The 21,053-nt window shown below is 44.2% G+C and carries 18 protein-coding genes; 3 read left to right on the top strand and 15 right to left on the bottom strand.

Going from position 1 to position 21,053, the window contains the following annotated elements; translation table 11 throughout:
- Positions 1-168 precede the first annotated feature (168 nt).
- Positions 169-1,308: an FMN-dependent L-lactate dehydrogenase LldD gene (gene lldD, locus VEA_RS21100; RefSeq protein WP_005383962.1), complete on the top strand. Its 1,140-nt coding sequence runs from the start codon at positions 169-171 to the stop codon at positions 1,306-1,308.
- A 91-nt stretch (positions 1,309-1,399) separates the two neighbouring features.
- Here the strand turns inward: lldD and VEA_RS21095 are convergent, their stop codons facing one another.
- A complete protein-coding gene (locus tag VEA_RS21095) occupies positions 1,400-1,747 on the bottom strand; it encodes a helix-turn-helix domain-containing protein (protein WP_005375109.1) in 348 nt (115 codons plus the stop codon).
- Between the two features lie 300 nt (positions 1,748-2,047).
- On the opposite strand from VEA_RS21095, the gene VEA_RS21090 reads away from it, so the two are divergent.
- Positions 2,048-3,151: a mechanosensitive ion channel family protein gene (locus VEA_RS21090; RefSeq protein ID WP_006741953.1), complete on the top strand. Its 1,104-nt coding sequence runs from the start codon at positions 2,048-2,050 to the stop codon at positions 3,149-3,151.
- A 72-nt stretch (positions 3,152-3,223) separates the two neighbouring features.
- Here VEA_RS21090 and VEA_RS21085 read toward each other — a convergent pair whose 3' ends face one another.
- From VEA_RS21085 to VEA_RS21035, 11 genes are all read right to left on the bottom strand, one after another.
- Positions 3,224-3,943: a carbonic anhydrase gene (locus tag VEA_RS21085; RefSeq protein ID WP_006741954.1), complete on the bottom strand. Its 720-nt coding sequence runs from the start codon at positions 3,941-3,943 to the stop codon at positions 3,224-3,226.
- A 141-nt stretch (positions 3,944-4,084) separates the two neighbouring features.
- Positions 4,085-5,056, bottom strand: coding sequence for a Csu type fimbrial protein (locus VEA_RS21080; RefSeq protein WP_012842427.1), 972 nt, complete (start codon positions 5,054-5,056; stop codon positions 4,085-4,087).
- Positions 5,053-7,428, bottom strand: coding sequence for a fimbria/pilus outer membrane usher protein (locus VEA_RS21075; RefSeq protein ID WP_086027987.1), 2,376 nt, complete (start codon positions 7,426-7,428; stop codon positions 5,053-5,055). The genes VEA_RS21080 and VEA_RS21075 overlap by 4 nt, the downstream gene beginning before the upstream one ends.
- A 31-nt stretch (positions 7,429-7,459) precedes the next feature.
- Complete coding sequence (locus tag VEA_RS21070) at positions 7,460-8,218, bottom strand: fimbrial biogenesis chaperone (protein WP_006741957.1); 759 nt, start codon at positions 8,216-8,218, stop codon at positions 7,460-7,462.
- A 39-nt stretch (positions 8,219-8,257) separates the two neighbouring features.
- A complete protein-coding gene (locus VEA_RS21065) occupies positions 8,258-8,794 on the bottom strand; it encodes a Csu type fimbrial protein (protein WP_006741958.1) in 537 nt (178 codons plus the stop codon).
- Complete coding sequence (locus VEA_RS21060) at positions 8,795-9,328, bottom strand: Csu type fimbrial protein (protein ID WP_006741959.1); 534 nt, start codon at positions 9,326-9,328, stop codon at positions 8,795-8,797. It lies immediately after the preceding gene.
- 377 nt (positions 9,329-9,705) lie between these two features.
- Entirely contained in the window at positions 9,706-10,737 is a 1,032-nt protein-coding gene (gene tdh, locus VEA_RS21055) for an L-threonine 3-dehydrogenase (protein ID WP_005394871.1), read from the bottom strand.
- A gap of 44 nt (positions 10,738-10,781) precedes the next feature.
- Complete coding sequence (locus tag VEA_RS21050) at positions 10,782-11,975, bottom strand: glycine C-acetyltransferase (RefSeq protein WP_006741961.1); 1,194 nt, start codon at positions 11,973-11,975, stop codon at positions 10,782-10,784.
- Between the two features lie 212 nt (positions 11,976-12,187).
- Complete coding sequence (locus VEA_RS21045) at positions 12,188-14,518, bottom strand: putative bifunctional diguanylate cyclase/phosphodiesterase (protein WP_006741962.1); 2,331 nt, start codon at positions 14,516-14,518, stop codon at positions 12,188-12,190.
- Positions 14,515-15,447 carry a transporter substrate-binding domain-containing protein gene (locus tag VEA_RS21040; protein WP_005394865.1) on the bottom strand — a complete coding sequence of 311 codons (933 nt, stop codon included), beginning with the start codon at positions 15,445-15,447 and terminating at the stop codon, positions 14,515-14,517. The genes VEA_RS21045 and VEA_RS21040 overlap by 4 nt, the downstream gene beginning before the upstream one ends.
- A 62-nt stretch (positions 15,448-15,509) precedes the next feature.
- Positions 15,510-16,919, bottom strand: a complete 1,410-nt coding sequence (locus tag VEA_RS21035; RefSeq protein WP_006741963.1) for an aminotransferase class V-fold PLP-dependent enzyme — start codon at positions 16,917-16,919, stop codon at positions 15,510-15,512.
- Between the two features lie 541 nt (positions 16,920-17,460).
- Here VEA_RS21035 and VEA_RS21030 point away from each other — a divergent pair.
- Positions 17,461-17,976: a superoxide dismutase family protein gene (locus tag VEA_RS21030; protein WP_006741965.1), complete on the top strand. Its 516-nt coding sequence runs from the start codon at positions 17,461-17,463 to the stop codon at positions 17,974-17,976.
- Positions 17,977-18,006: 30 nt separating this feature from the next.
- Here the strand turns inward: VEA_RS21030 and VEA_RS21025 are convergent, their stop codons facing one another.
- The 3 genes from VEA_RS21025 to VEA_RS21015 form a co-directional block, all read right to left on the bottom strand.
- Positions 18,007-19,380: a sensor histidine kinase gene (locus VEA_RS21025; RefSeq protein WP_006741966.1), complete on the bottom strand. Its 1,374-nt coding sequence runs from the start codon at positions 19,378-19,380 to the stop codon at positions 18,007-18,009.
- A 90-nt stretch (positions 19,381-19,470) separates the two neighbouring features.
- Positions 19,471-20,202, bottom strand: coding sequence for a response regulator transcription factor (locus VEA_RS21020; RefSeq protein ID WP_006741967.1), 732 nt, complete (start codon positions 20,200-20,202; stop codon positions 19,471-19,473).
- 146 nt (positions 20,203-20,348) lie between these two features.
- Entirely contained in the window at positions 20,349-21,044 is a 696-nt protein-coding gene (locus VEA_RS21015; RefSeq protein ID WP_005443001.1) for a spondin domain-containing protein, read from the bottom strand.
- Positions 21,045-21,053 lie beyond the last annotated feature (9 nt).

Genomic DNA, 21,053 nt, shown 5'->3' with positions numbered 1-21,053 from the left:
AATTTTTCAATCAATTATGTAAATGAGTTACCAACATCACCAGTTCAAACGTAAGTGAACCATAGGTAACTATACTCATTTTGATGCCTTCACTGCTTTGCGATGAAGGCTCAACGAAAGAGCAAATTGCTCCACAACTTTGCTTAGAATAACCGCTAGGACACCATTATGATTATCTCAGCTTCTACTGACTACCGCGCTGCCGCGAAAGCCAAGCTTCCCCCGTTTCTATTCCATTATATTGATGGCGGCTCTTACGACGAACGCACGCTGAAGCGTAATACTGACGATTTAGGTGATGTCGCTCTTCGCCAACGCGTCCTACGCGATATGACAGATTTGAGCCTAGAAACCGAGATCTTCGGTGAGAAACTGGCAATGCCAATCGCGCTAGCTCCTGTTGGTCTAACTGGTATGTACGCGCGCCGAGGCGAAGTGCAAGCAGCAAAAGCAGCCGAGAAAAAGGGCATCCCGTTTACTATGTCGACTGTTTCGGTTTGTCCGATTGAAGAAGTCGCACCTGCAATTGAACGTCCAATGTGGTTCCAGCTTTACGTGCTTAAAGACCGTGGCTTTATGAAGAACGTGCTTGAGCGTGCAAAAGCTGCGGGCGTAACAACGCTGGTGTTTACCGTTGATATGCCAGTTCCTGGCGCGCGTTACCGTGACATGCACTCAGGCATGAGCGGCCCTAACGCAGCCATGCGTCGTGTATTCCAGGCGATGCGCCACCCAAGCTGGGCACTGGATGTGGGCCTACTTGGTAAGCCGCACGACTTAGGTAACATCTCAACGTATCGTGGCGAACCAACAAAGCTAGAAGATTACATCGGCTGGTTAGGCGCAAACTTCGACCCGTCTATCTCCTGGAAAGATCTTGAGTGGATTCGTGACTTTTGGGATGGCCCTATGGTCATCAAAGGCATCCTCGACGAAGAAGACGCGAAAGATGCGGTACGTTTCGGCGCGGATGGCATTGTGGTATCTAACCATGGTGGTCGTCAGTTAGATGGCGTACTTTCAAGTGCTAAAGCACTACCAAGCATTGCAGATGCGGTAAAAGGCGATCTTAAGATCTTTGTTGACTCAGGTATCCGTACTGGTCTTGATGTGGTTCGTATGCTCGCGCTGGGCGCAGACTGCACACTGCTTGGTCGTTCATTTGTGTACGCATTGGCTGCACAAGGCGGCGCAGGCGTTGAAAACCTACTGGATCTGTACGATAAAGAAATGCGTGTAGCTATGACGCTGACAGGCGCGAAGTCTATCGCGGATCTTTCTCGCGATTCGCTAGTGAAAATCCCATAATCTTTGCAGGCGATTAAAAACAGAAACGAAAAAACGAGCCACAATTGGCTCGTTTTTTATTGCTATTCAACCCGATAATTTGACGAGCAAGCTAGCTTACTTGGTGAACGTACTCAATCACGACTTGGTTGCCGTCGATAAACACGTTACTGATATCACCATCCACCGTCACACGATTTTGTAAATAAACCGTACCAGATGCAGATAGATCACGCTCCGTCAAAGACGGAATCACCTGACCAGGACGTACATGTAGCTGCTCGCATAGCTGTTTTACAAAACCTAGCGTCAGTGGAGAATTACCACGTAACAAGCCAGAAAACTCGTGTAGACTCAAACCAAGGCGCTTCGCCATTTCCATTTGAGTGATGTGCATTTTGGCTTTTTGTGACATCCAGATGTCGTAGAGCGCGTTTCGATCCAGCTCTGTAAATTCCATATCTGCCTCCGCTAATTCAAGAGCCAATACACTCTCACACTTACTTAAGATAAATGTTAGCGATAAGTCAGAGAAGTTATAATTGATCGTTCAAATATCAACGCATATCGGAGATGACGAAGCTCCGCACACGAATGGAACAGCAGCTCATCACCCAGTTTCGACCACTCACTTTTCACCTCACGAGATAGCCTACCTCAGGCGATTTATACATAAGTAAATGATTTAAAGGAAATCACTGGGGTGAAGGAGTAATATCTGCTACCTTTCCTTCCATGGTTCACTAGAAAGAAGTTACATATGTCACAGTGGTTTACCGATTTGCAAAGCTATATTGAAACATCTCATCAAGATTGGAGTGGGAGTGTCCTTTTCATTACACTCGCCAGCTTTATTGCTTGGATAGCTTGGCGACTGATCCGCTCTCGTCTCGCTGTACTAGTAGAGAAAACCCCTTTCCACTGGGATGACATGTTGCTTGATGCGCTAAAAGCGCCAGTCAGTACACTCATTTGGTGTTGGCCAGCAACCGTCTCTATCGGCATCATATTAGAGAGCGAGCTCAACGATAAAATAAACTGGTTAAGCACGCTGAAACTGATTTTGGTGATCAGTATCTTCGTCTGGACCGTTATGCGACTCATCACCAATGTTGAAGAGTACGTCCTAGAACAAAAAAACCGAGATGAAACCACAGTGCAAGCGATAGCTAAAGTCGCGCGCTTGTTCTTTATTACCGTCGGAATTCTCACTGTGATGCAGGCGTTTGGCTTGTCACTGTCAGGATTGCTCACCTTTGGTGGTGTCGGTGGTTTAATCGTTGGTTTAGCGGCGAAAGATCTGCTGTCGAACTTCTTTGGCGGCCTTATGATCTACTTCGATCGTCCGTTTAAAGTTGGCGACTGGATCCGCTCTCCAGATCGCCAAATTGAAGGTACGGTAGAACGAATTGGCTGGAGAATGACCATCATCCGAACTTTCGATAAGCGTCCTCTTTATGTGCCAAACTCTGTGTTTAGCAACATAGTCGTAGAAAACCCATCTCGCATGCTAAACCGACGCATCTACGAAAAAATTGGACTTCGTTACGACGACGCCGAAAAAATGCCGCAAATCATTACAGCGGTGAAAGAGATGCTTAAGAATCACAAAGATATTGATGCACGCCAAACGCTTATCGTCAACTTCGATACGTTCGGTCCATCGTCACTGCATTTCTTCATTTATACCTTCACAAAAACCGTGAATTGGGTGAGATACCATGAGGTTAAACAGGATGTTCTTCTTCAAGTAATTAACATCATTAAAGAACACGAAGCAGATATCGCCTTCCCAACTCAAACACTCAAGCTCGATCCAATTCAAATGATAAAAGCTGAAGAGCAAGAAGATCACGGCTTCTAATTTCCACCAATACCAATAACAAAGCCCGCTTTATTCAAGCGGGCTTTTTCATTTTTTATTTGCTTGGATTGGTTAGTGTTGCATTAACACCATACGAGCATTCAATGGTTGGATGGGACGATTGTTTTCCCCCATCACTTTCGTAAACGCTTTAATCTGCTCAGGGGAAATGGTTTGTGCTTCTTTCATCACTAACCAACGTACCCCTTCAGAGCATGGTGGTGTCGTTAGTGAGCCATTAAAGCGATAATACGCTTTGTCTTTTGGAAGCAGTGCATCCGCTTCAAATGGCAATTTAATCTCTACAGCTTGATCTTTACTTGGTATGTTTGCCAGTAACTTCGCTAAATCTGGGTTCGCTTTTCCGGATTGAAAAAACACGGCCACAACCGCCAAATGGCCAGTTGTATCAGCATGCACAAAGTGCGCTTCTAAAGGGTATTCTTTGCCATCCACATGGTTTTCCGACGGGGTATGGAAGTGGAACTGCTTTAACGTGAATGCATTGCCATCAATCAACAGTGTGTTGTCACCCTCTAGGCTGGTTTGCAGGGTGTGGCCGTTATTGAGCAATGAGATTGCTTTGCCATGGTAGTCGAACTGCAATTTGTCTAACTTCGCTTCTGCTGCGGAGACAATATTAATTGGGCTTTGGTTTTGACCTTTGGAACATTCAGACGCAAACTCGCCCCAATGCTCAGGCCCGTGACTCCCCTCGTAACCCCAGCTTGCTGCGTAAGCTGTTCCTGTAAATACCAACGCCAAACCTAGTGCTGCCAGTGACTTCTTCATAGTTTTCCTTATTCCTTCAAGTTAAATGTTGTGAAAACAAAACCATACTAATCGCACAGAATTAAGCGGGAATAGAGTGAAAACTATGATTACAAAAGTTTTTTGGAATAGATGCCTCTAGTTATGCAATTGATATGATGCTCAAAATTGAACATCAACGATTATCGAGTCGGTATAAGTGCCAGATGGTGGGGTGGTTTGGCTTGTTATTATCTCTGCGCGATAATTGAAGTTCTGCGGAGTGATGCCATCGGGAATGGTGTCACCCGTATCCACATCGCTCTGTTCACGACGTTCAGAACCAGTACCCCCCCACCGCTCCGTCGATGAGGATTTATAGATTTCATACTCCAAATAGTTACCGCCAGATGCCATGCGTCGTTGGCCTCCGGAGGCATTCACACCGTCGTTTAAACCAATGGTAAAAGCACTGTTCTTGGTACAGGTTAATGATATAACCTGACTGACAGGGTCAAAACCTGCCACCAATGGTGATGAACCAAAATTAATATCTGGCGCCGTGATCATACAATCGGGAGTGACTTCTAACTCTACCGTAATCAAGCTTTGTGCATTGCCTGTTTCTCGCCCAAGACATACGCCTCCAACTCCAATTCCTGAGCAATAATTCCAAATCCAAGACACCGTAATTTGGTCTCGATAAGTCCCTGCAGAGAGATTACTACCAGCTCCTGTCCGGGCATAAAGCGGAAATTCAGCTTGAGTGCCAAATAAACCTAGTAAATCGAGCAGCCCAATTTCAAAAAAATTGTAAGTTTGGCCAAAAATGTACTCTTGCGAAAGGCTTGGGTCTCCAAAAATCTGATAGCTAAGTTCCGAGCTGATATCCGCCGCATTAAGCAACCGCCCATCGTTAGTGCTGTTAAACGTTGCAGACACATAATCGCCACTCAACAAAGAAACAAGTGTAGAAAAGTCACACGTTATCCCAGCATGAGGCTGGGCTGAGCTCTGTTGCTGAATAGTTGAAACGGTAAACGAGGAAACGCTTCCAAATTGAATCAAAGGCGTCGGCGCAGTGAGCTCACAAGCCATGTTACCGGACGATATAAAAAGAAGAAAAAACCAAAGATAACGAGAATACCGACTCATAATTGTACCTCTGCTTTTTGCTCTTTCGTGCAGACTTGTTTACCTAATGTCTGTATTTTCTCGCTCCGCGTTTGATAGAGTCCCGTTATAAATACTTTACATGGTGGAAAGCCTTCGGGGTAAAAGATAATGTACTCACCTACATTACGCCCCTCAAAATACGTTACTCCATCCCAACCAATTTGCCCAACCACTCCAGTATCTGATTGACCATAAGTTCCTAACGGCAAGTAGGCGTCATTTTCATCAACAACCTCCATACTCAACGCAACTTGCAAAGCTATTGGGAACTCGAGCAAATAGCCGTACCCAGAATGTATCGACGCGTATTGTTCTGTTGTTGGGAAAAAAGCATTGGCTGGTAATCTAAGCGGATCAATTTCATATTTTGCGGTGTAATATGCCATTGCCCACGGCACAAGTAAGTAACCGTCATCATCAGTCAATCCAACGACTTGATTCTCATATTTGACGGGCACACCTTCAAAACCGCTAGTACTGACAACAGCGAAACTATCGTACACATTATTTGCAGGGAATATTTCACCATCGAGTGACGCAACCGAACCCGACATTTCGGCAAAATAATCGTAATTACCACTCGTCCCGTTTAAGCCCGCTCGGAACTCCGCCCAAGAGGCTCGGTAAGTAACATCGGCCTGCTTTCTATTGTCAGGCTTTTCATTAATATCATGCGCTAAGTTGATTCCCCAACCACCTCGAATCGGCGCAAGTCGACTAACACTAGCACGGCCACTAAGATGACCATCGCTTTCACGCTTCATGGTTAATCCCGCGCTACCAGAGAAGGCGCTCAAAGGTAATGAGAATTGTGCTAGCGTAACGGCCTCTCCACCTATGCTCCGATTAAACGATAATGACATGTTGATATCGAACGGAAGCGAGCGACTGTAAGTTACATTAAGTATTCTCGATCGAGAGTCGGTTTGCTGAACATCAAAGTATCCCCCTGATAACGAACCCAACTCATTCAGCCGGGCGCCAACATTTATCTGAGAGACATGCCGAGACAAATTCTCTCGCTCGTTAGTGCCGTCACTTCTCAAGCTCTCTGGTGTTTGGGAGAGGGTGTAAAATCCCTCGCTCTCAACTTGGGTACGAGCGGCAAAGCTAAACATTCGAGATTGATAACTATAACCAACTGAATAGGAACTCGCTCTCTGCTCATAATTGCTAAACCTTACCGCCCCATCAATCGTTCCCATATTGAATAGGTTGGTAACAAAACCGACTCCCGCAACAATTAAGTCATCTTTCGCTTCGGTTTGTGCCTCCAACGTTAGCCAGTTTGTCATTCCGTGCCTCGCAGCTGCGACAACAGCACCATCGCCATAGTCATTTGAAGCGTTGCCATAGTTTCGGCGTAAAGCACCAAAACTAGCGTTGTAAGAGGTATAGTTAGCCTTCAGCAAGTTAGCTGAAAGGAAAAATGGACTGGTCATTGCAGTCCGCCTTCCCTGGGCATCCGTTGCAATCACTGTCGCTTCACCAGCTCCCGATACCATTGGAATATCATTGATAACAAACGGTCCCGGCCCCACAAACATTGAATCGGTTTTTAATCCGTTTACAAATAAATCTAACGTCGTGGGAGCAGTTACTTCGCCATAAAATGCAGGTAAAGGTGCGGTAACCACGTCTGGACGCATAGAGAAGTCATGTGACAGTTGAATACCAGCCATTCGAACTGGTTGACTCCACGCAAGGGGCCTCACAATGTAATCCCCTACTTCAAAGCGCAATCGACGACTTTGATCAACATATTCGTACCTCGTGTCGAAGCGCGTATATTTATTACTTTGTTGCGCTTGAACGTCTCGATGAAGGTTAGATTTAAATATTCCCGTCGTAGAAAGTACGCCGAATTCGGAAAAGGCTCTCAATTCGTGTTTAATAGATACTTCTTTTTGACTACTATCGTGATCATAAACACCAAACACACTGTAATTAAATAACCCACCAGTTCCGAATTTAGCGGGCGAAAAACGCCTCCTGTTCTGCGCAGAAAAGCGTTGCATCGGCAACCAATTAGGAGGCACTGTGATTAATAATTGCAGTGACGATTGCAAATAATCGACCTCTACACCCGATATTGATGTTATGTCTAACTTCTCTTGCGTCCCAGGTAATACATCCGCGACCACGCCAGCAGACAGTAAATCGTCTCTATACACGAAGTAGCGCTCGCCTTTACGTTCAACATCCGCGATTAAACCAGTCGGTCGTTGATTAATTACTAGTTCTAACGACAAATGAATATTTTCAAAGTTCTCATAAGAAAAGTTTTCAGGACTAGGTAACTGCGATAAATGGGTCACTACGTTGTCGCACCAACCCACGCCAGGCGTCATACTGGTAAATAAACAAGATAGATATAAAATCTTATTCATTTTGTTCGAGTGGAATAACGTAACGCTTACCTTCAATATCCGCCTTTACTTTTATATTTTTCATATTGGAGTAAGAAATAGGCCACGTTTTATATTGCTCAGGTAATATATACCCTGCTAACCCTTTCGAAACGATAAAAGGCGATTGGTTTGGCGCGGTCACTGCTAGGTTGACTAATCTGACATAGTGATTACTGGTGTTTTCTATATGAATAAGGTTCTTATCTTTACTCTTTATAATCTTTGCCTGTAGTCCGCTCCAAACTTCATTTGTTCCTTGGGATTGTCTTTTCATCCCTTTACCGTACATAAACAATGGTATGGAATATCTCATTCTCACTTTTACTGCCAGATCATTTTCTTTATTTTCATCTTGAGGCCCTTTAGCTGGCGGGAGTTCATCGATGATAATACGATATGCGTACTCTTTATTCGAAAGCGCTCCATCTTGATTTAATATACGAATAAGTTGCTTGGCACCAGGTGCAATTTTCACAAAAGGAGGCGTAGCTATCAGTTGTCGTTGCTGCGCATATGTATCCTGCCCATCCTTCTGTCCCCACTGAAAAATACGAACCTGCAAATAAAAATCTTCAGTGCCTTGATTAACCATCCAAATTGATGTCGCATTCGATTCAGAAGATATTTTAGGGTAAATAGGCCAAATAAGGAGAGAATTAGCATAGGCCTGTGAAGTTAACGTTGATAAGAAAATAATGACGAAAACCAGTCTTTTTATTATTAAATCCATTTAATTTCTCCGAAGGTTATCATTTCTTCGAAACAGCGCTTACCACTCAAGCGTTAAGGTAAGAGTATCTGTATAAATACCAGCGATTTCATTTCCATTTAATATCGCCTTTGCCCAAATTGGCACCTGAATGTTGTCAGGGTCTTCATTAGTTCCAGCAGAATAGGGGGTATCAATGTCTAATACTTGAGAGTGTTCTGCATCTTCAAATAATAAATAATCCACCGTACTCGACTGTTCTGTGTGCTTCAGCTTGCGCACCCCTACCGAAGCGTTCAAACCACCGTCAATCTTAATATTCATGGCTATGCCTGGAGTACAACTTAACGTAAGCCCACCGTTGTAGGTGATGCTGCCTTCTACTTCCGCAGCATAAATAGCTGAATGTTCACCAAAGTTTAACTCTCCTATTGTTCCAATTTGAGTGTTACTCTCTTCTGTCAGCGCACCATTGATCAGACACCCCGTATCAATGGTCGCTGACACTTGGAAAGTTTCACTCTGCGCTGCAAAAATAGGATTGGAAAAAGTGGCACACGCGGTGAATAAAAATACTTTGAGTAATATAGAGTTCACTTACCAACTCAGAGTTACGTTTAGTGTATCAACATAACTCCCTGCGACGCTGCTGGTACCGTATGCCGTGGCGTACAAATTAATGGTCTCTGAATCAACACCATTAAATGTAGAGAGTGCTATAGGGTTACTCGAGGTAAACTGGGTAGAACGATCTGAATCAGTGAAGAGAGTGTAATCCACAAACTCGGATCCGTTGGTCATTGCGTGATTACCTGTCGTCGAACTGGGATCGTTGGCACCACTGACTAAAGAGAAAGTAGGCGTGACTCCATTGCTGCAAAGTATTTCGATCCCCGTACCACCTTCCCCAGTCAAGACTGCTTCTTGCTCAGTAAAAATGGCCGGAACGTCACCAAAATTTAATGAGCCAAAACCAATATTACTGGAACCGTTCACCGCATTGTTGCCATTAATGACACAGCCTTCCACTAAATTGATCGAAACGTCTATCGTACCGCTAATTGTCTCTGCCCTCGTTTGTAAGCTCAACACTGTAAATAACAAGGGAATAATCAAACAAAAAATTTTCATATGAAGCTCCATTTCTATCTCTGTGAACTCTATACAGATGATTGTATTATTAGTTATAGCTCAACAAATAAAACAAAGTGCATATCAAGATTAAAAAGATAAAAAGAAGTCAGTTCATTGTAGTTGTCAAAAGAAAAGCAGTGCTTTACACCGAGATATTCTTTTAGGTTGGAATATAAAACCACCAATTAACCATATTAAATAAAAGGTCTTTAGTGTATTCTGCATACGTTGAAACACGAAGAAGGCAGTTTTTTCTGAATTAGACAGCTTTTAGAAACGAAAAGAGATAGGGTGTGAGCTAAATAATAAAAAATCTAACCGTTTAAAAAACGAAAAAAAACGCCCCTTTCGGAGCGCTTTCTTATTTGAGCAGATTATTCCCAATCAAGGATAACTTTGCCAGACATGCCTGAACGCATGACATCGAAGCCTTCTTGGAAGTCATCAATCTTGTAGTGGTGCGTAATAATTGGTGATAGATCCAGACCAGATTGAATCAGTGAAGCCATCTTGTACCATGTTTCGAACATTTCACGACCATAGATGCCTTTGATAACTAAGCCTTTGAAGATCACTTGGTTCCAATCAATGCCCATATCTGATGGTGGAATACCGAGTAATGCAATACGGCCACCGTGGTTCATTGTGGTTAGCATTGAGTTGAATGCCGCTGGGTTACCAGACATTTCTAGGCCTACGTCAAAGCCTTCTGTCATGCCTAGTTCAGCCATTACATCTTCAAGCTTCTCTTCTGCAACGTTTACTGCGCGTGTTACGCCCATCTTACGAGCAAGTTCTAAACGGTATTCGTTAACGTCTGTGATAACCACATGGCGAGCACCAACGTGTTTTGCGACTGCAGCTGCCATGATACCGATTGGGCCAGCACCAGTGATGAGCACGTCTTCACCGACTAGATCGAAAGAAAGCGCAGTGTGTACCGCGTTACCGAACGGGTCGAAGATCGATGCTAGATCGTCAGAAATCTCGTCAGGGATCTTAAACGCGTTAAATGCAGGAATCACTAGGTATTCTGCAAATGCGCCTTCACGGTTTACACCCACACCGATCGTGTTGCGACACAAGTGAGTACGACCGCCACGACAGTTACGGCAGTGACCACAAGTGATGTGACCTTCACCAGATACGCGGTCACCGATTTCAAAGCCACGAACTTCCTGACCAATCGCAACCACTTCACCCACGTATTCGTGACCGACAACCATAGGAACTGGAATTGTCTTTTGTGACCATTCGTCCCAGTTGTAGATGTGTACGTCTGTACCACAGATAGCGGTTTTCTTAATTTTGATCAGAATATCGTTATGGCCAACTTCAGGTTTATCAACCTCAGTCATCCAGATGCCTTCTTCAGGCTTTAGCTTTGATAATGCTTTAATTTTCATAATGTAACCTTCATTAAAGGCCCTATTATCTAGGACCTAGAGTCTTAAATAAGACCCATGTCCTTACCAACTTCGATGAACGCATCAATTGCACGATCTAGCTGCTCACGAGAATGCGCTGCTGACATTTGAGTACGGATACGCGCTTGGCCTTTTGGTACCACAGGGAATGAGAAGCCGATTACGTAGATGCCTTTCTCTAGTGCTCGTTCAGCAAATTCTGCTGCCACTTTCGCATCACCTAGCATGATTGGAATGATCGCATGGTCAGCGCCGCCCATTGTGAAACCAGCAGCTTCCATACGTGCGCGGAAGTGTGCTGCGTTTTCCCATAGACGGTCACGTAGGTCACCGCTCTCTTCTAGTAGATCTAGAACTCGGATAGAAGCGCTTACGATTGCTGGTGCAACAGAGTTAGAGAATAGGTATGGACGAGAACGCTGACGTAGCCAGTCGATCACTTCCGCTTTACCAGACGTGTAACCGCCTGAAGCGCCACCCATTGCTTTACCTAGCGTACCTGTAATAATGTCGATACGGTCAACCACGTTGTGGTATTCGTGCGTACCTGCACCCGTTTTACCCATGAAGCCAACCGCGTGAGAGTCATCAACCATGGTCAGTGCGCCGTATTTTTCAGCTAGGTCACAAATAGCCGGAAGGTTCGCCACTACGCCATCCATTGAGAACACACCGTCAGTAACGATAAGAATGTGGCGTGCGCCTGCTTCTTTCGCAGCAATCAGTTGTTGCTCTAGCTCTTCCATGTTGTTGTTTGAGTAACGGAAACGCATTGCTTTACATAGACGAACACCGTCGATGATTGACGCGTGGTTTAGTGCGTCTGAAATAATTGCGTCTTCTTTACCGAGAATGGTTTCAAACAGACCTGCGTTTGCATCGAAGCAAGAGGTGTAAAGAATCGTATCTTCTTTACCTAGGAACTTAGACAACTTCTGCTCAAGCTCTTTGTGGATGTCTTGAGTACCACAGATGAAACGTACTGAAGCCATACCAAAGCCGTGCTCGTCCATGCCCGCTTTACCCGCTTCAATTAGCGCAGGATGGTTAGCAAGACCAAGGTAGTTGTTTGCACAGAAGTTTAATACTTCTTCACCGGTAGAGATTTTAACAGCCGCTTGCTGCTGAGACGTGATTACGCGCTCTGATTTGTAAAGACCTTCAGTCTTCACTTCTTCAATTTGCTGCTGAATCTGTTGGTAGAATGCAGAAGACATTTGAAATTCCTTCCTGGTTATTTTGGCGAGTATTTACTCGTTTAGAATTAGGTTGAGCCTTTATGTGACGGGCATCACGGGCTATCACTCATCAATTAATTGTAGTGTAATTCAAGGAAGGAAGAAGGATTATCCCTTAAGGTGGAAAAGCATTAATGAATTCAAGGCACGAATTCAATTAATGCTTTCCTATATTATTGTAATAAAAGGAGTTATCGCCCAGTTGGTTGTTTAAGTAGTGCTTCAAAGTCTTTGGCTGGTAACGGGCGGCTATAGTGGAAACCTTGCCCGAACTCACAGTTTAAGCCTTTTAGATAATCGACATGACGCTGTTCTTCAATGCCTTCAGCAACAATCTTAAGGTTCAGCGCTTTCGCCATTGCAATGATCACGTTGACGAGCTCACGATCGGAGTCGTTTTCGAACATATTTTGCATAAAGCTGCGATCAATCTTAAGGCGATCGAACGGGAATTTCTGTAAGTAACTCAACGCAGAATAGCCAGTACCAAAGTCATCGATGGTAAGCTTAGTGCCTAACGCTCTTAAGTTATTGAGCATGTCTAATAGCTCTGAGTCGTGGTTAAAGAGAAGGCTCTCAGTCACTTCAATATCGAACTTATCTGATGGAAGACCAGACTCCTCAAGGCTCTTCTTAATAAACGCAAGTAAGCGATCACAATACCTAAATTGAACACTGGAGAAATTCACAGAAACAAACAGCGGCGTCAGACTTTGCCATTGCGCCGCTTGGCGGCACGCTTGCTGGATAGCGAATTCACCAATTTGATGAATCAAGCCATTTTTCTCAGCAATAGAGATAAACTCTTCAGGATTTACGAATCCGTACTTCTCATCATTCCAACGCATTAACGCTTCTGCGCCAACAATTTTACCACTGCTCAGCTCAATAATAGGTTGATAATACAACTCTAGTAATTGACTAGAGATGGCATTTCTTAGTCGATTTTCCAAATCCAAATAGCGTTGCAAGTCTTGGTTCATATTGTGGTTATAAAAGCAGAAGGCATCGCGTCCATCTTGCTTCACGCGATACATCGCCATGTCAGCACAGGCGAGGAGCTGCTCGGCATTATCTCCATCATCCGGAAATACAGACATTCCGACGCTGCTACTCAAGAAGAATTCATGGTTGTTCCATACAAATGGATCGTTAAACGCCGAAAGCACGCTTGAAGCAACGCGCTTCGCGGTGTCATTATCAGGCAAGTCAGGAATCACTAATAAAAACTCATCCCCACCAATTCTCGCCAGTAAGTCTGTTTTTCTCGCGACTTGATGCAGTCGTTGAGCACTAAGTTTAAGGATCTCGTCGCCAACAAAGTGACCCATTGAATCGTTAATCTGCTTAAAGTGGTCTAAATCAATAAACATGACCAATACTTTTGAGCCACTACGTGACGCTCTAATCAACTCCAAAGCCAGTCTCTCAGAACCGTAGCTGCGATTAGGCAAGTTAGTCAACGTATCGTATTTAGCTTGGAAGGCGAGTTCTTTTTCAGACGCTTTTCGGCGTTCAATTTCGTTAGTTAGTTTTTGGTTCTGTTGAGAAAGAATGTCTTTTCGCTTTTTCTCTTCTTCAAGTTTAATTTTCAATTCAATTCTATTATTGTTTGTGATGAACGCATAACACAGCGCAATAACAACCATAACAGCAAGAATACTCAAACCGAGAATGAAGATCCGTGATGTGAAAATATCTCGCTCACTCAAAGGCTCAAACCAAGCCATAAGTTTGAAGTGATGTTTTTCAACAGGCACTTCAAAATATATCTTTCCATCAACGGCTTCAGATATTAAATAATTCTCATCTTTATTATGAGAAGACGTTTTATTTATTGTATCCCATACGACCATCTCAACGTCTTTTATTTTGAGCACCATCCGGCTATAACTGTCTTCGTGCTCTTGATTAGTGAGCTGATCAATAACAATGTTTTTATTGAGATCTGCAATTAGAAAGGCAACTGGCTTTCCAGAGAACTTAACTTGCTTAATGACTTGAATACGCACGTCGTCGTTATATCGAGTTGCACAAACCTCTTCGGGATGCCCATGTTGAGTCATTAAGGTTTGGATATCCATCTTATGCTCTATGTTGTCTTCAGAGCCCGTCGTGACAATCGTTGTGCCATCACTTCCTACCAGTGTGAGCTTTTTATAGATTTGGCTGCTATTAATTAACTTACCATCTATCTTTTCATCGAAACGACGCTTCAAGTTAATTAAACTCGCTCCTAATCCGTACTCCATTGACATGCCAGAGGCTAAATTAGCAAAGAAGGTTTGTACTGTTTTATCTGTAGATAAATTATCAACATCCTCACTGGCAATGGTAAATAAATTATCGAGTGTGCTTGCGTAGCTTTTTACTTTTAAACCGAGTTCCCTATGTTGGGATTCTTTTAATTTATTTTGCCCCAAACTTGTCACAACAATAAGCATAGCTAAATAAATAGAGACTAATATTGCGCTTATTGCAATAAATTTTTTACTGGATATTTTTTTAACGGCCTTTTTCATCGGGTTTTCTTACTATCTTCTATGAAGTAATCGTTATAAAAGTAGTAAATAGATGGATAGTATTTTTTTACTAATTTTTCGTAGGTTCCATCTTTCTTTATTGAATCTAAATAACGATCAAATGCTTTGCGTAATTCCGGCGAGTTTTTCCGGAATGCAACAGCCATTTTCTGATTTTCGGATACTGGACCAATGACTTTTATTTCACCTGGCCATTTTTCTAATGCAATTAACGTATCGGCGACGTCTAGTAATGTGCTTTCCGCATCATTTTTCATTATCGCTGGCACCATCTCATTCAGAAGACGAGCCCCATCAGGCAGTATGACTTTTGCGCCTGTGTCATATAAGTCATAAAGGTTAGGGTCCAAGCAAGAGTGCTCCAACGCCAACACTTCGCGACCATGAATAAGCTGCTTGACGGTTTTTACATCTTCATCAACCGACCCACTGGGTTTAATCGGACTCAGCGTGGAATCTGTTCTGGAAACTAACCAAACACCTGACGGGAAGTAATCTTGTGAAAAGTCTAAAACTTCAGAACGCCAGTCAAGAATGGTAACGCCATTTGCGATCAAGTCCCCCTCGATTGGAACACTTTCTCCCACGACGGCTTGCTTATTATGGTATTGAACATCTTGGCCCGTCAGCTTACCGACCATATCGCTCCACTGAGCTGGAACATATTGGTACTTAACGCCCAACGACTTGGCAAAGCCTTTGACTATCTCTACATCTAAGCCAGTCAAGGTTTCCACTTCACCTTGTTCAATATAAGAAACGAAGTTAGCGTACGGCACACCAATATGGCGCAACACTCCGCGATCACGGATCTGTTGTAAGTCGTCTGACCAAGCGGAAGAGGACATAACAGAGGCCGCCATAAGCGCCATCGCCGCTAAAGTTCTTTTGAATGTTTTGACTGACATAATAATATCCTTACCTTTCACAAAGCGCCCAATCATGGGCGCTTGAGTGATAAACAACGATGTTAGAACGACGAGTAATACAAATTCGTCATCGCCACCACGAGCCCTTCAACATCCTGCTCGTCATGGAACAAGTGCGTGGAGATACGGAGTGCGTAAGTATCAAAGTCATCATCTTTATGCAGCTTAAAGCTGGTTGTTCGAATGATATAGCCATATTCTTCACGCAGACGATCTCTGAATTCAGTCAATATGTCTTCATTCGTCACATCAGAGAATGGGTTAACTGTGGTTAAGCCACTCGTTAAACCTTCCACGTTTGGCGAGTACATTTGGGCTTGTGGCAAGTACTCTTGTAGTAAGGTTTTACACAAACTACCAAGACTTAGAACACGTTCCTCAATGCGGTCACGACCAATCTCATCCCACATTTTGCAGCTATCAACTAACGCTTGTTTCGCAGGATAGTTGTCGTTCCCGATGTACTGCATCTGTAACTGCTTGCCTAAGTAATCCGCATGAGAAAGTGAAGAGTTGATCAACCACAACGGGTTTTCACGATCACTCCAATACTCATTCAAGCGATTGGCGTTATCACGTACGTACAAAATACCGGTTGCGCCAGGACCACACTGCCATTTGTGACCAGAACCTGCATAGAAATCACAGTCCATATCATGGAAATCGAGGTCAAACATACCGACAGTATGCGCTCCATCTACAAGCGTAGGCACACCATATTCTTTCGCTAAAGCACAAATGGCTTTGGCTGGTAACGCCGTTCCCGTTTTATAGGTGATATGAGAGAACATGATGAGGCGAACGTTTTGATGCGCATCAAGCGCGTCGCGGAAAGCTTGGATGTAATCTTGTTCAGAAACGTCTTCAGTACCGGTAAATACTGGTAGTTGAATTTCAACAACATCGACGCCAAAACGATGTTTTGCGACGTTCATCGGTGATGTTGCAGCCATATGCTCATGGTGCGTCGTTAGAATCACATCGCCTGGTTCAAAGTGTAAGCCGTTAATGATCGAACATAGACCATCAGTAGTATTGCGGCTGAGAATGATTTCTTCTGGGTTAGCACCAAAGCCAGGCGCTACTTCTTGAACCATCTCAGAGACATAAGGCCAAGAGCCAAATTTGCCCTTCATATCCCAAGGATACTTAGCCACCAACTTGTTGTTATGCTCGTAATCTTGAAGAACTTGTCTTGGCATAGAACCCGTTGTGCCAATGTTCATGTAAGTCGTACGTTTATCCAAAACGAACTGTCGTTGCACTTTACGCCAAAAGCGCTTATCGTGTTTTCTACCTAGCCCGCGGCTGCTCCAATCAATTTTCTGTTCTCGTGCTTGAACTGCGCCCGAGAAAGCGGAAGCACTCACACCAGCAACAACAGCTCCTGTTGCGCCTTTCAGAAAATTACGGCGGCTGCTATTAGTCTGAATAGATTCCTTGTCTTTCATCTTTTTCAATCCTTGTCGGAAATTAGCCATATTATTAATTTTAAGTGCGTAACTATCTGTTACTAAAACATTATTACCCATTAAAACCAGAGTTTAATTTTTTCCTCTGCCATTAAGTGACTTTAGTTCCAATTTTTTATCTTATTTGATGATATAAGCAACAGTTTGACCACAAACCTATAAACAACCATGTTCACATTAAAATATTCATTAAATTGATTATTTTTTATAGAAGACAATTCCGACAACTTCTTTATAAATCAATTATGAGCTTTGTTATAAAGTCATTAAAAATTTAACTTTGCGTTAATTTAAAAATATTCAGGCTATTTTTTGATTGACGTCTATTCTTTTTATATCTGAACAATCTCAATATGTTAAGTCTTAATAAAGGAGAACTGGTTTCGCAGATAGATACCAGTTTAAGACCATAGAGTGAGACACATCACTCTCTGACATAAACCCACCGCTCAACAGACATAAGGAAGAGAAGTTTTCACTAATATGTGCTTGAGCGTACAACCAAAAAGAAGGAAGTCCCATGTTAAAAGGATTGCTATGCATTTCAGTTGCTGCCACTCTCGTAGCCGCTCCTAACGTACTTGCGCAGACTGTCGCGATGACCGATCTCAACAGTAAGAAGAGCGCTGGCACCATTGAGATTTCACAAAGTGACTATGGCGTGGTATTTATGCCTCAGTTATCAGGTTTGTCATCAGGGGTGCACGGCTTCCATGTTCACACCAATCCATCGTGCGATAGCGCGGAGAAGAATGGCAAAACCGTCCTTGGCGGTGCAGCAGGTGGTCACTATGACCCCAGCGACACAGGGAAACATGGCTACCCTTGGACCGATGACAATCATTTAGGCGACCTGCCTCCACTCTACGTGGACATGGATGGCAATGCCAATCAGCCCGTTGTCGCGCCTCGCCTAAAATTATCAGATTTAAAAGGTCGAGCATTAATGATTCATGCTGGTGGTGACAATCATTCCGACCATCCTGCTAAATTAGGCGGCGGCGGTGCGCGCGTTGTATGTGGCGTTATTAAGTAGTCATTCGATAAGCCAAATTCGCGCTTCTCCTCAAGTAGCGAGAAGTGCGAATTTTTGTTGATACTCAGTGTCCGTCTCACACGTCTCTAAGTAGCTGTGGTGCAACATTAAAATTGACTGCACTATCTTTGTACCAATTCCTAATGCGCCACCGACGGCATCTTTATCAATTCGATTGACAAAAGTGAACAGGATTCGCGACTTATCCTCACTCAAATGCGCTTGACAATGCACTTCCGAGCCGATTGGGCTGTGGCGTAAGGCATTTTCAAGCAGGTTTAATACCAACCGCTCTAAGAGTCCTTTATCACCCACAGTTTGAATCTCGCTATCGATATCCACTTTCAACACCACTTCTTTACGAGAAAACTGGCTCTCCATCGTTTCAGCACATTCTGCCATCAAAGCGCCCAGATCCACGGGGCGGTACTCGTAGTTTGGCATTGGTTCCTCTTTACGCGCGACGTCTAATAAAGAATGTAATTGGGTTGAAAGCTTCTCACAATTTCGGAACGCGACATCAATCAAAGGATCGGATTCCGGATGCTGCAAACGCCACGTTTCCAAATAGCCCAGCACGCTCGATAACGGCGTTTTTAAATCATGACTAAGCTGCAACAAGCTTTGACGACGATGAGACGATTGATACTCCAACTGTAAAAACTGCTGCTGAATGTGCTTCGCCATCATCTGATAAGAGTGCGCAATCAGCACGAGCTCCGGAACTTGGTGAGTAAAATCAGGTTGCAGGCGGAAATCATGTTCGGCTTGCTGTTGAAGTTGCTTGGTCACACGTTCAATCGGGTTCAATAGGCTACGTTTCACCAGCACATAAGCCCCGAAGGCAAAGCCTAAAATGGACACTAAGACCAATCCTGCCAGCGCGATGTAAGGGGTATCGACTTGAGCATTTGCAATGGCGTCATGTCGGGTACTGCCAATCACCACGTAGAGATAACCGACCGTTGAGCCTAATTCTTCTATCGCCGCGACAGAAAAGACTTTGTGCTCACCACGATTACGTGGGTCTTCACCCAAAATAGGAAAAGGCTGGTCATTTAAAAATTGCTTTATGGGATTGAGATCCACCTTCCCCATGATCTCCGCCCCTTCTGGCGCTGCATGGGTGGTGATATTGCCTTGGCTATCGAGGAAGTAGATTTCAAAGTCAGGGCCGATCAGCATGAGCGTGTGAAAAATCGACTTGAGTGCTTTAGGGTTGTAATCCGTACCGATCATCAGCGGATTATCATCACGCATATGGCTGGCTAGCTCTTTATGCAGGCTTTGCTTGGTGCGCAACTCAATGGTTTCTTTTTGCCAATTGTAAGTCAGTGCAATCACCACCGCCGCGAGGCAGAACCACAAGCTAGTAAATACTACCAAGCGAGATTTGAAGCTCATCCTATCGCCTCCTTAAACAGCGATGTTTTTGAAACACCCGTGATGATTGAAAAATGACGGTGAAAACAACTGCCGACTTGCTGTCTTGCATTAGTGTCTTGGTTGAAACTTATATCCAACACCCCACACGGTTTGAATGAAGTGATGATCAGAATCAGACAAAGACAACTTGCTGCGTAAACGGTTTATGGTGCTACACACAGTGTGGTGATAACCAGAATGGCTGGTGTTCCAAACGTGATCGAGCAATTCATCTTTACTGTAGACTCTGCCCGGACGAGTCGCGAGAAACTGCAGCAAAGTAAACTCTGTCGCGGTAAGAGTGACATCTTTATCGTTTAGGGATACTTGGTGCAACTCCGGAATAATTCTCAGCGGACCAAAATCCATCGCATCATCGAGAACTTCATTTGCTACTTTGGCTTCTGCGGTTTGGCTGACTCTGCGCAGCACGTTTCGCACTCGTGCTTGGAATTCTAATACGCTAAATGGCTTAGTGATGTAGTCATCAACGCCCGCTTCTAAACCGTCAACCTTGTCCATTTCACCGTCTCTGGCTGTCAGCATGAGCACTGGGCTCCAATCTTGTTGCTGACGCAAATAATGGCAGATATCTAGACCATCACCATCTGGTAAACCTCGGTCAAGGATCAATAAATCAAAGGGTTGTTGCTGATATTGCGCTTTAGCATCGGCGACATTTGTGGCTCGCGATACTTGGTGTCCTTGAAACTTGAGATGCATCTGAACCAGTTCTGCCAAATCATCGTCATCTTCCACCAACAAGATGTTCGCGACTAAATTGATTGCCTGTTGTTCCATGGTCCTTTCCTTGCCTTCGAGTATCCTCACTTTGCACATGACCGGAACAAATTAGAAATTCTTTCAAAAAAGGTTCCGATGACGCCATGAGGGATAAAGCGCTCGGCTACAAGCGCTTTGGAAAGGAGACGTCATCGGAGCCTGTGTTACTCGACTCGAGTGATGGTGACTTTCGCACCTGGGTTCAAGAAACGATGGTTCGCAGAAAGTGCTGAGTTTGCTAATCCGTCATCTTGGCTAACAACACCCGCATGGAATGCAACAACATCACTGCTGTCATTACGAGCGGCATTGAAGCCCTCACCGCCACCTGCTGGGCCCGGGATGGTTGCGGCAAGTTCATCATTCAGTTCCGTGCCAGAATCCCAAACGTTCATGCTCATTTCGTAGCTTTCACCCACTGCGAGCGATTTGAGCGATAGCCCCGTTTCGCCAACAAAGGCATCATTGGTATTCACAAACATAGACGCCACAGACAAGTAACCGTAACGACTAGGGTCAACCGTGATGGTGACTTCGTCCGATGCACCCGGCAACACCAATCCATTACCCGAAATACCTTGGTAAACACTGTCATTGCTGTTCATCAACTCAATCAGCTCAGCGTTACTACCGCCTTCGGCAAGGTGCTCAAGTTCAACAGATGCCGCTTGTCCAATTTCAAACAATTGGTAGTCACCATTGTGAGTGAGTACCGCAAGCGGAGACATAGGTTGATTCGCAGTCAAGTTCGCCACGTTGACGGTGTAGCGGTACGATTTCACTACGTCGTTATCATCATCGCTTGGACAACCGGCGAGCAAGCCGACTGAAGCTGCTACTAGTAAGATTCTGTATTTCATACATCCCCC

The sequence above is a fragment of the Vibrio antiquarius genome, assembly GCF_000024825.1.
Taxonomy (GTDB): domain Bacteria; phylum Pseudomonadota; class Gammaproteobacteria; order Enterobacterales; family Vibrionaceae; genus Vibrio; species Vibrio diabolicus.
The sequence above is the reverse complement of the archived record's forward strand: the minus strand, read 5'-3'. Positions and strand labels throughout refer to the sequence as shown.

Coding starts and splice junctions, on each gene's coding strand:
- VEA_RS21080 (WP_012842427.1), bottom strand. CDS start 5,056: ATGAGTCGGTATTCTCGTTATCTTTGGTTTTTTCTTCTTTTTATATCG.
- VEA_RS21060 (WP_006741959.1), bottom strand. CDS start 9,328: ATGAAAATTTTTTGTTTGATTATTCCCTTGTTATTTACAGTGTTGAGC.
- VEA_RS21025 (WP_006741966.1), bottom strand. CDS start 19,380: ATGAGCTTCAAATCTCGCTTGGTAGTATTTACTAGCTTGTGGTTCTGC.
- VEA_RS21075 (WP_086027987.1), bottom strand. CDS start 7,428: ATGACGCCTGGCGTGGGTTGGTGCGACAACGTAGTGACCCATTTATCG.
- VEA_RS21095 (WP_005375109.1), bottom strand. CDS start 1,747: ATGGAATTTACAGAGCTGGATCGAAACGCGCTCTACGACATCTGGATG.
- VEA_RS21045 (WP_006741962.1), bottom strand. CDS start 14,518: ATGAAAAAGGCCGTTAAAAAAATATCCAGTAAAAAATTTATTGCAATA.
- VEA_RS21040 (WP_005394865.1), bottom strand. CDS start 15,447: ATGTCAGTCAAAACATTCAAAAGAACTTTAGCGGCGATGGCGCTTATG.
- lldD (WP_005383962.1), top strand. CDS start 169: ATGATTATCTCAGCTTCTACTGACTACCGCGCTGCCGCGAAAGCCAAG.
- VEA_RS21035 (WP_006741963.1), bottom strand. CDS start 16,919: ATGAAAGACAAGGAATCTATTCAGACTAATAGCAGCCGCCGTAATTTT.
- VEA_RS21085 (WP_006741954.1), bottom strand. CDS start 3,943: ATGAAGAAGTCACTGGCAGCACTAGGTTTGGCGTTGGTATTTACAGGA.
- VEA_RS21070 (WP_006741957.1), bottom strand. CDS start 8,218: ATGGATTTAATAATAAAAAGACTGGTTTTCGTCATTATTTTCTTATCA.
- VEA_RS21020 (WP_006741967.1), bottom strand. CDS start 20,202: ATGGAACAACAGGCAATCAATTTAGTCGCGAACATCTTGTTGGTGGAA.
- tdh (WP_005394871.1), bottom strand. CDS start 10,737: ATGAAAATTAAAGCATTATCAAAGCTAAAGCCTGAAGAAGGCATCTGG.
- VEA_RS21030 (WP_006741965.1), top strand. CDS start 17,461: ATGTTAAAAGGATTGCTATGCATTTCAGTTGCTGCCACTCTCGTAGCC.
- VEA_RS21090 (WP_006741953.1), top strand. CDS start 2,048: ATGTCACAGTGGTTTACCGATTTGCAAAGCTATATTGAAACATCTCAT.
- VEA_RS21050 (WP_006741961.1), bottom strand. CDS start 11,975: ATGTCTTCTGCATTCTACCAACAGATTCAGCAGCAAATTGAAGAAGTG.
- VEA_RS21015 (WP_005443001.1), bottom strand. CDS start 21,044: ATGAAATACAGAATCTTACTAGTAGCAGCTTCAGTCGGCTTGCTCGCC.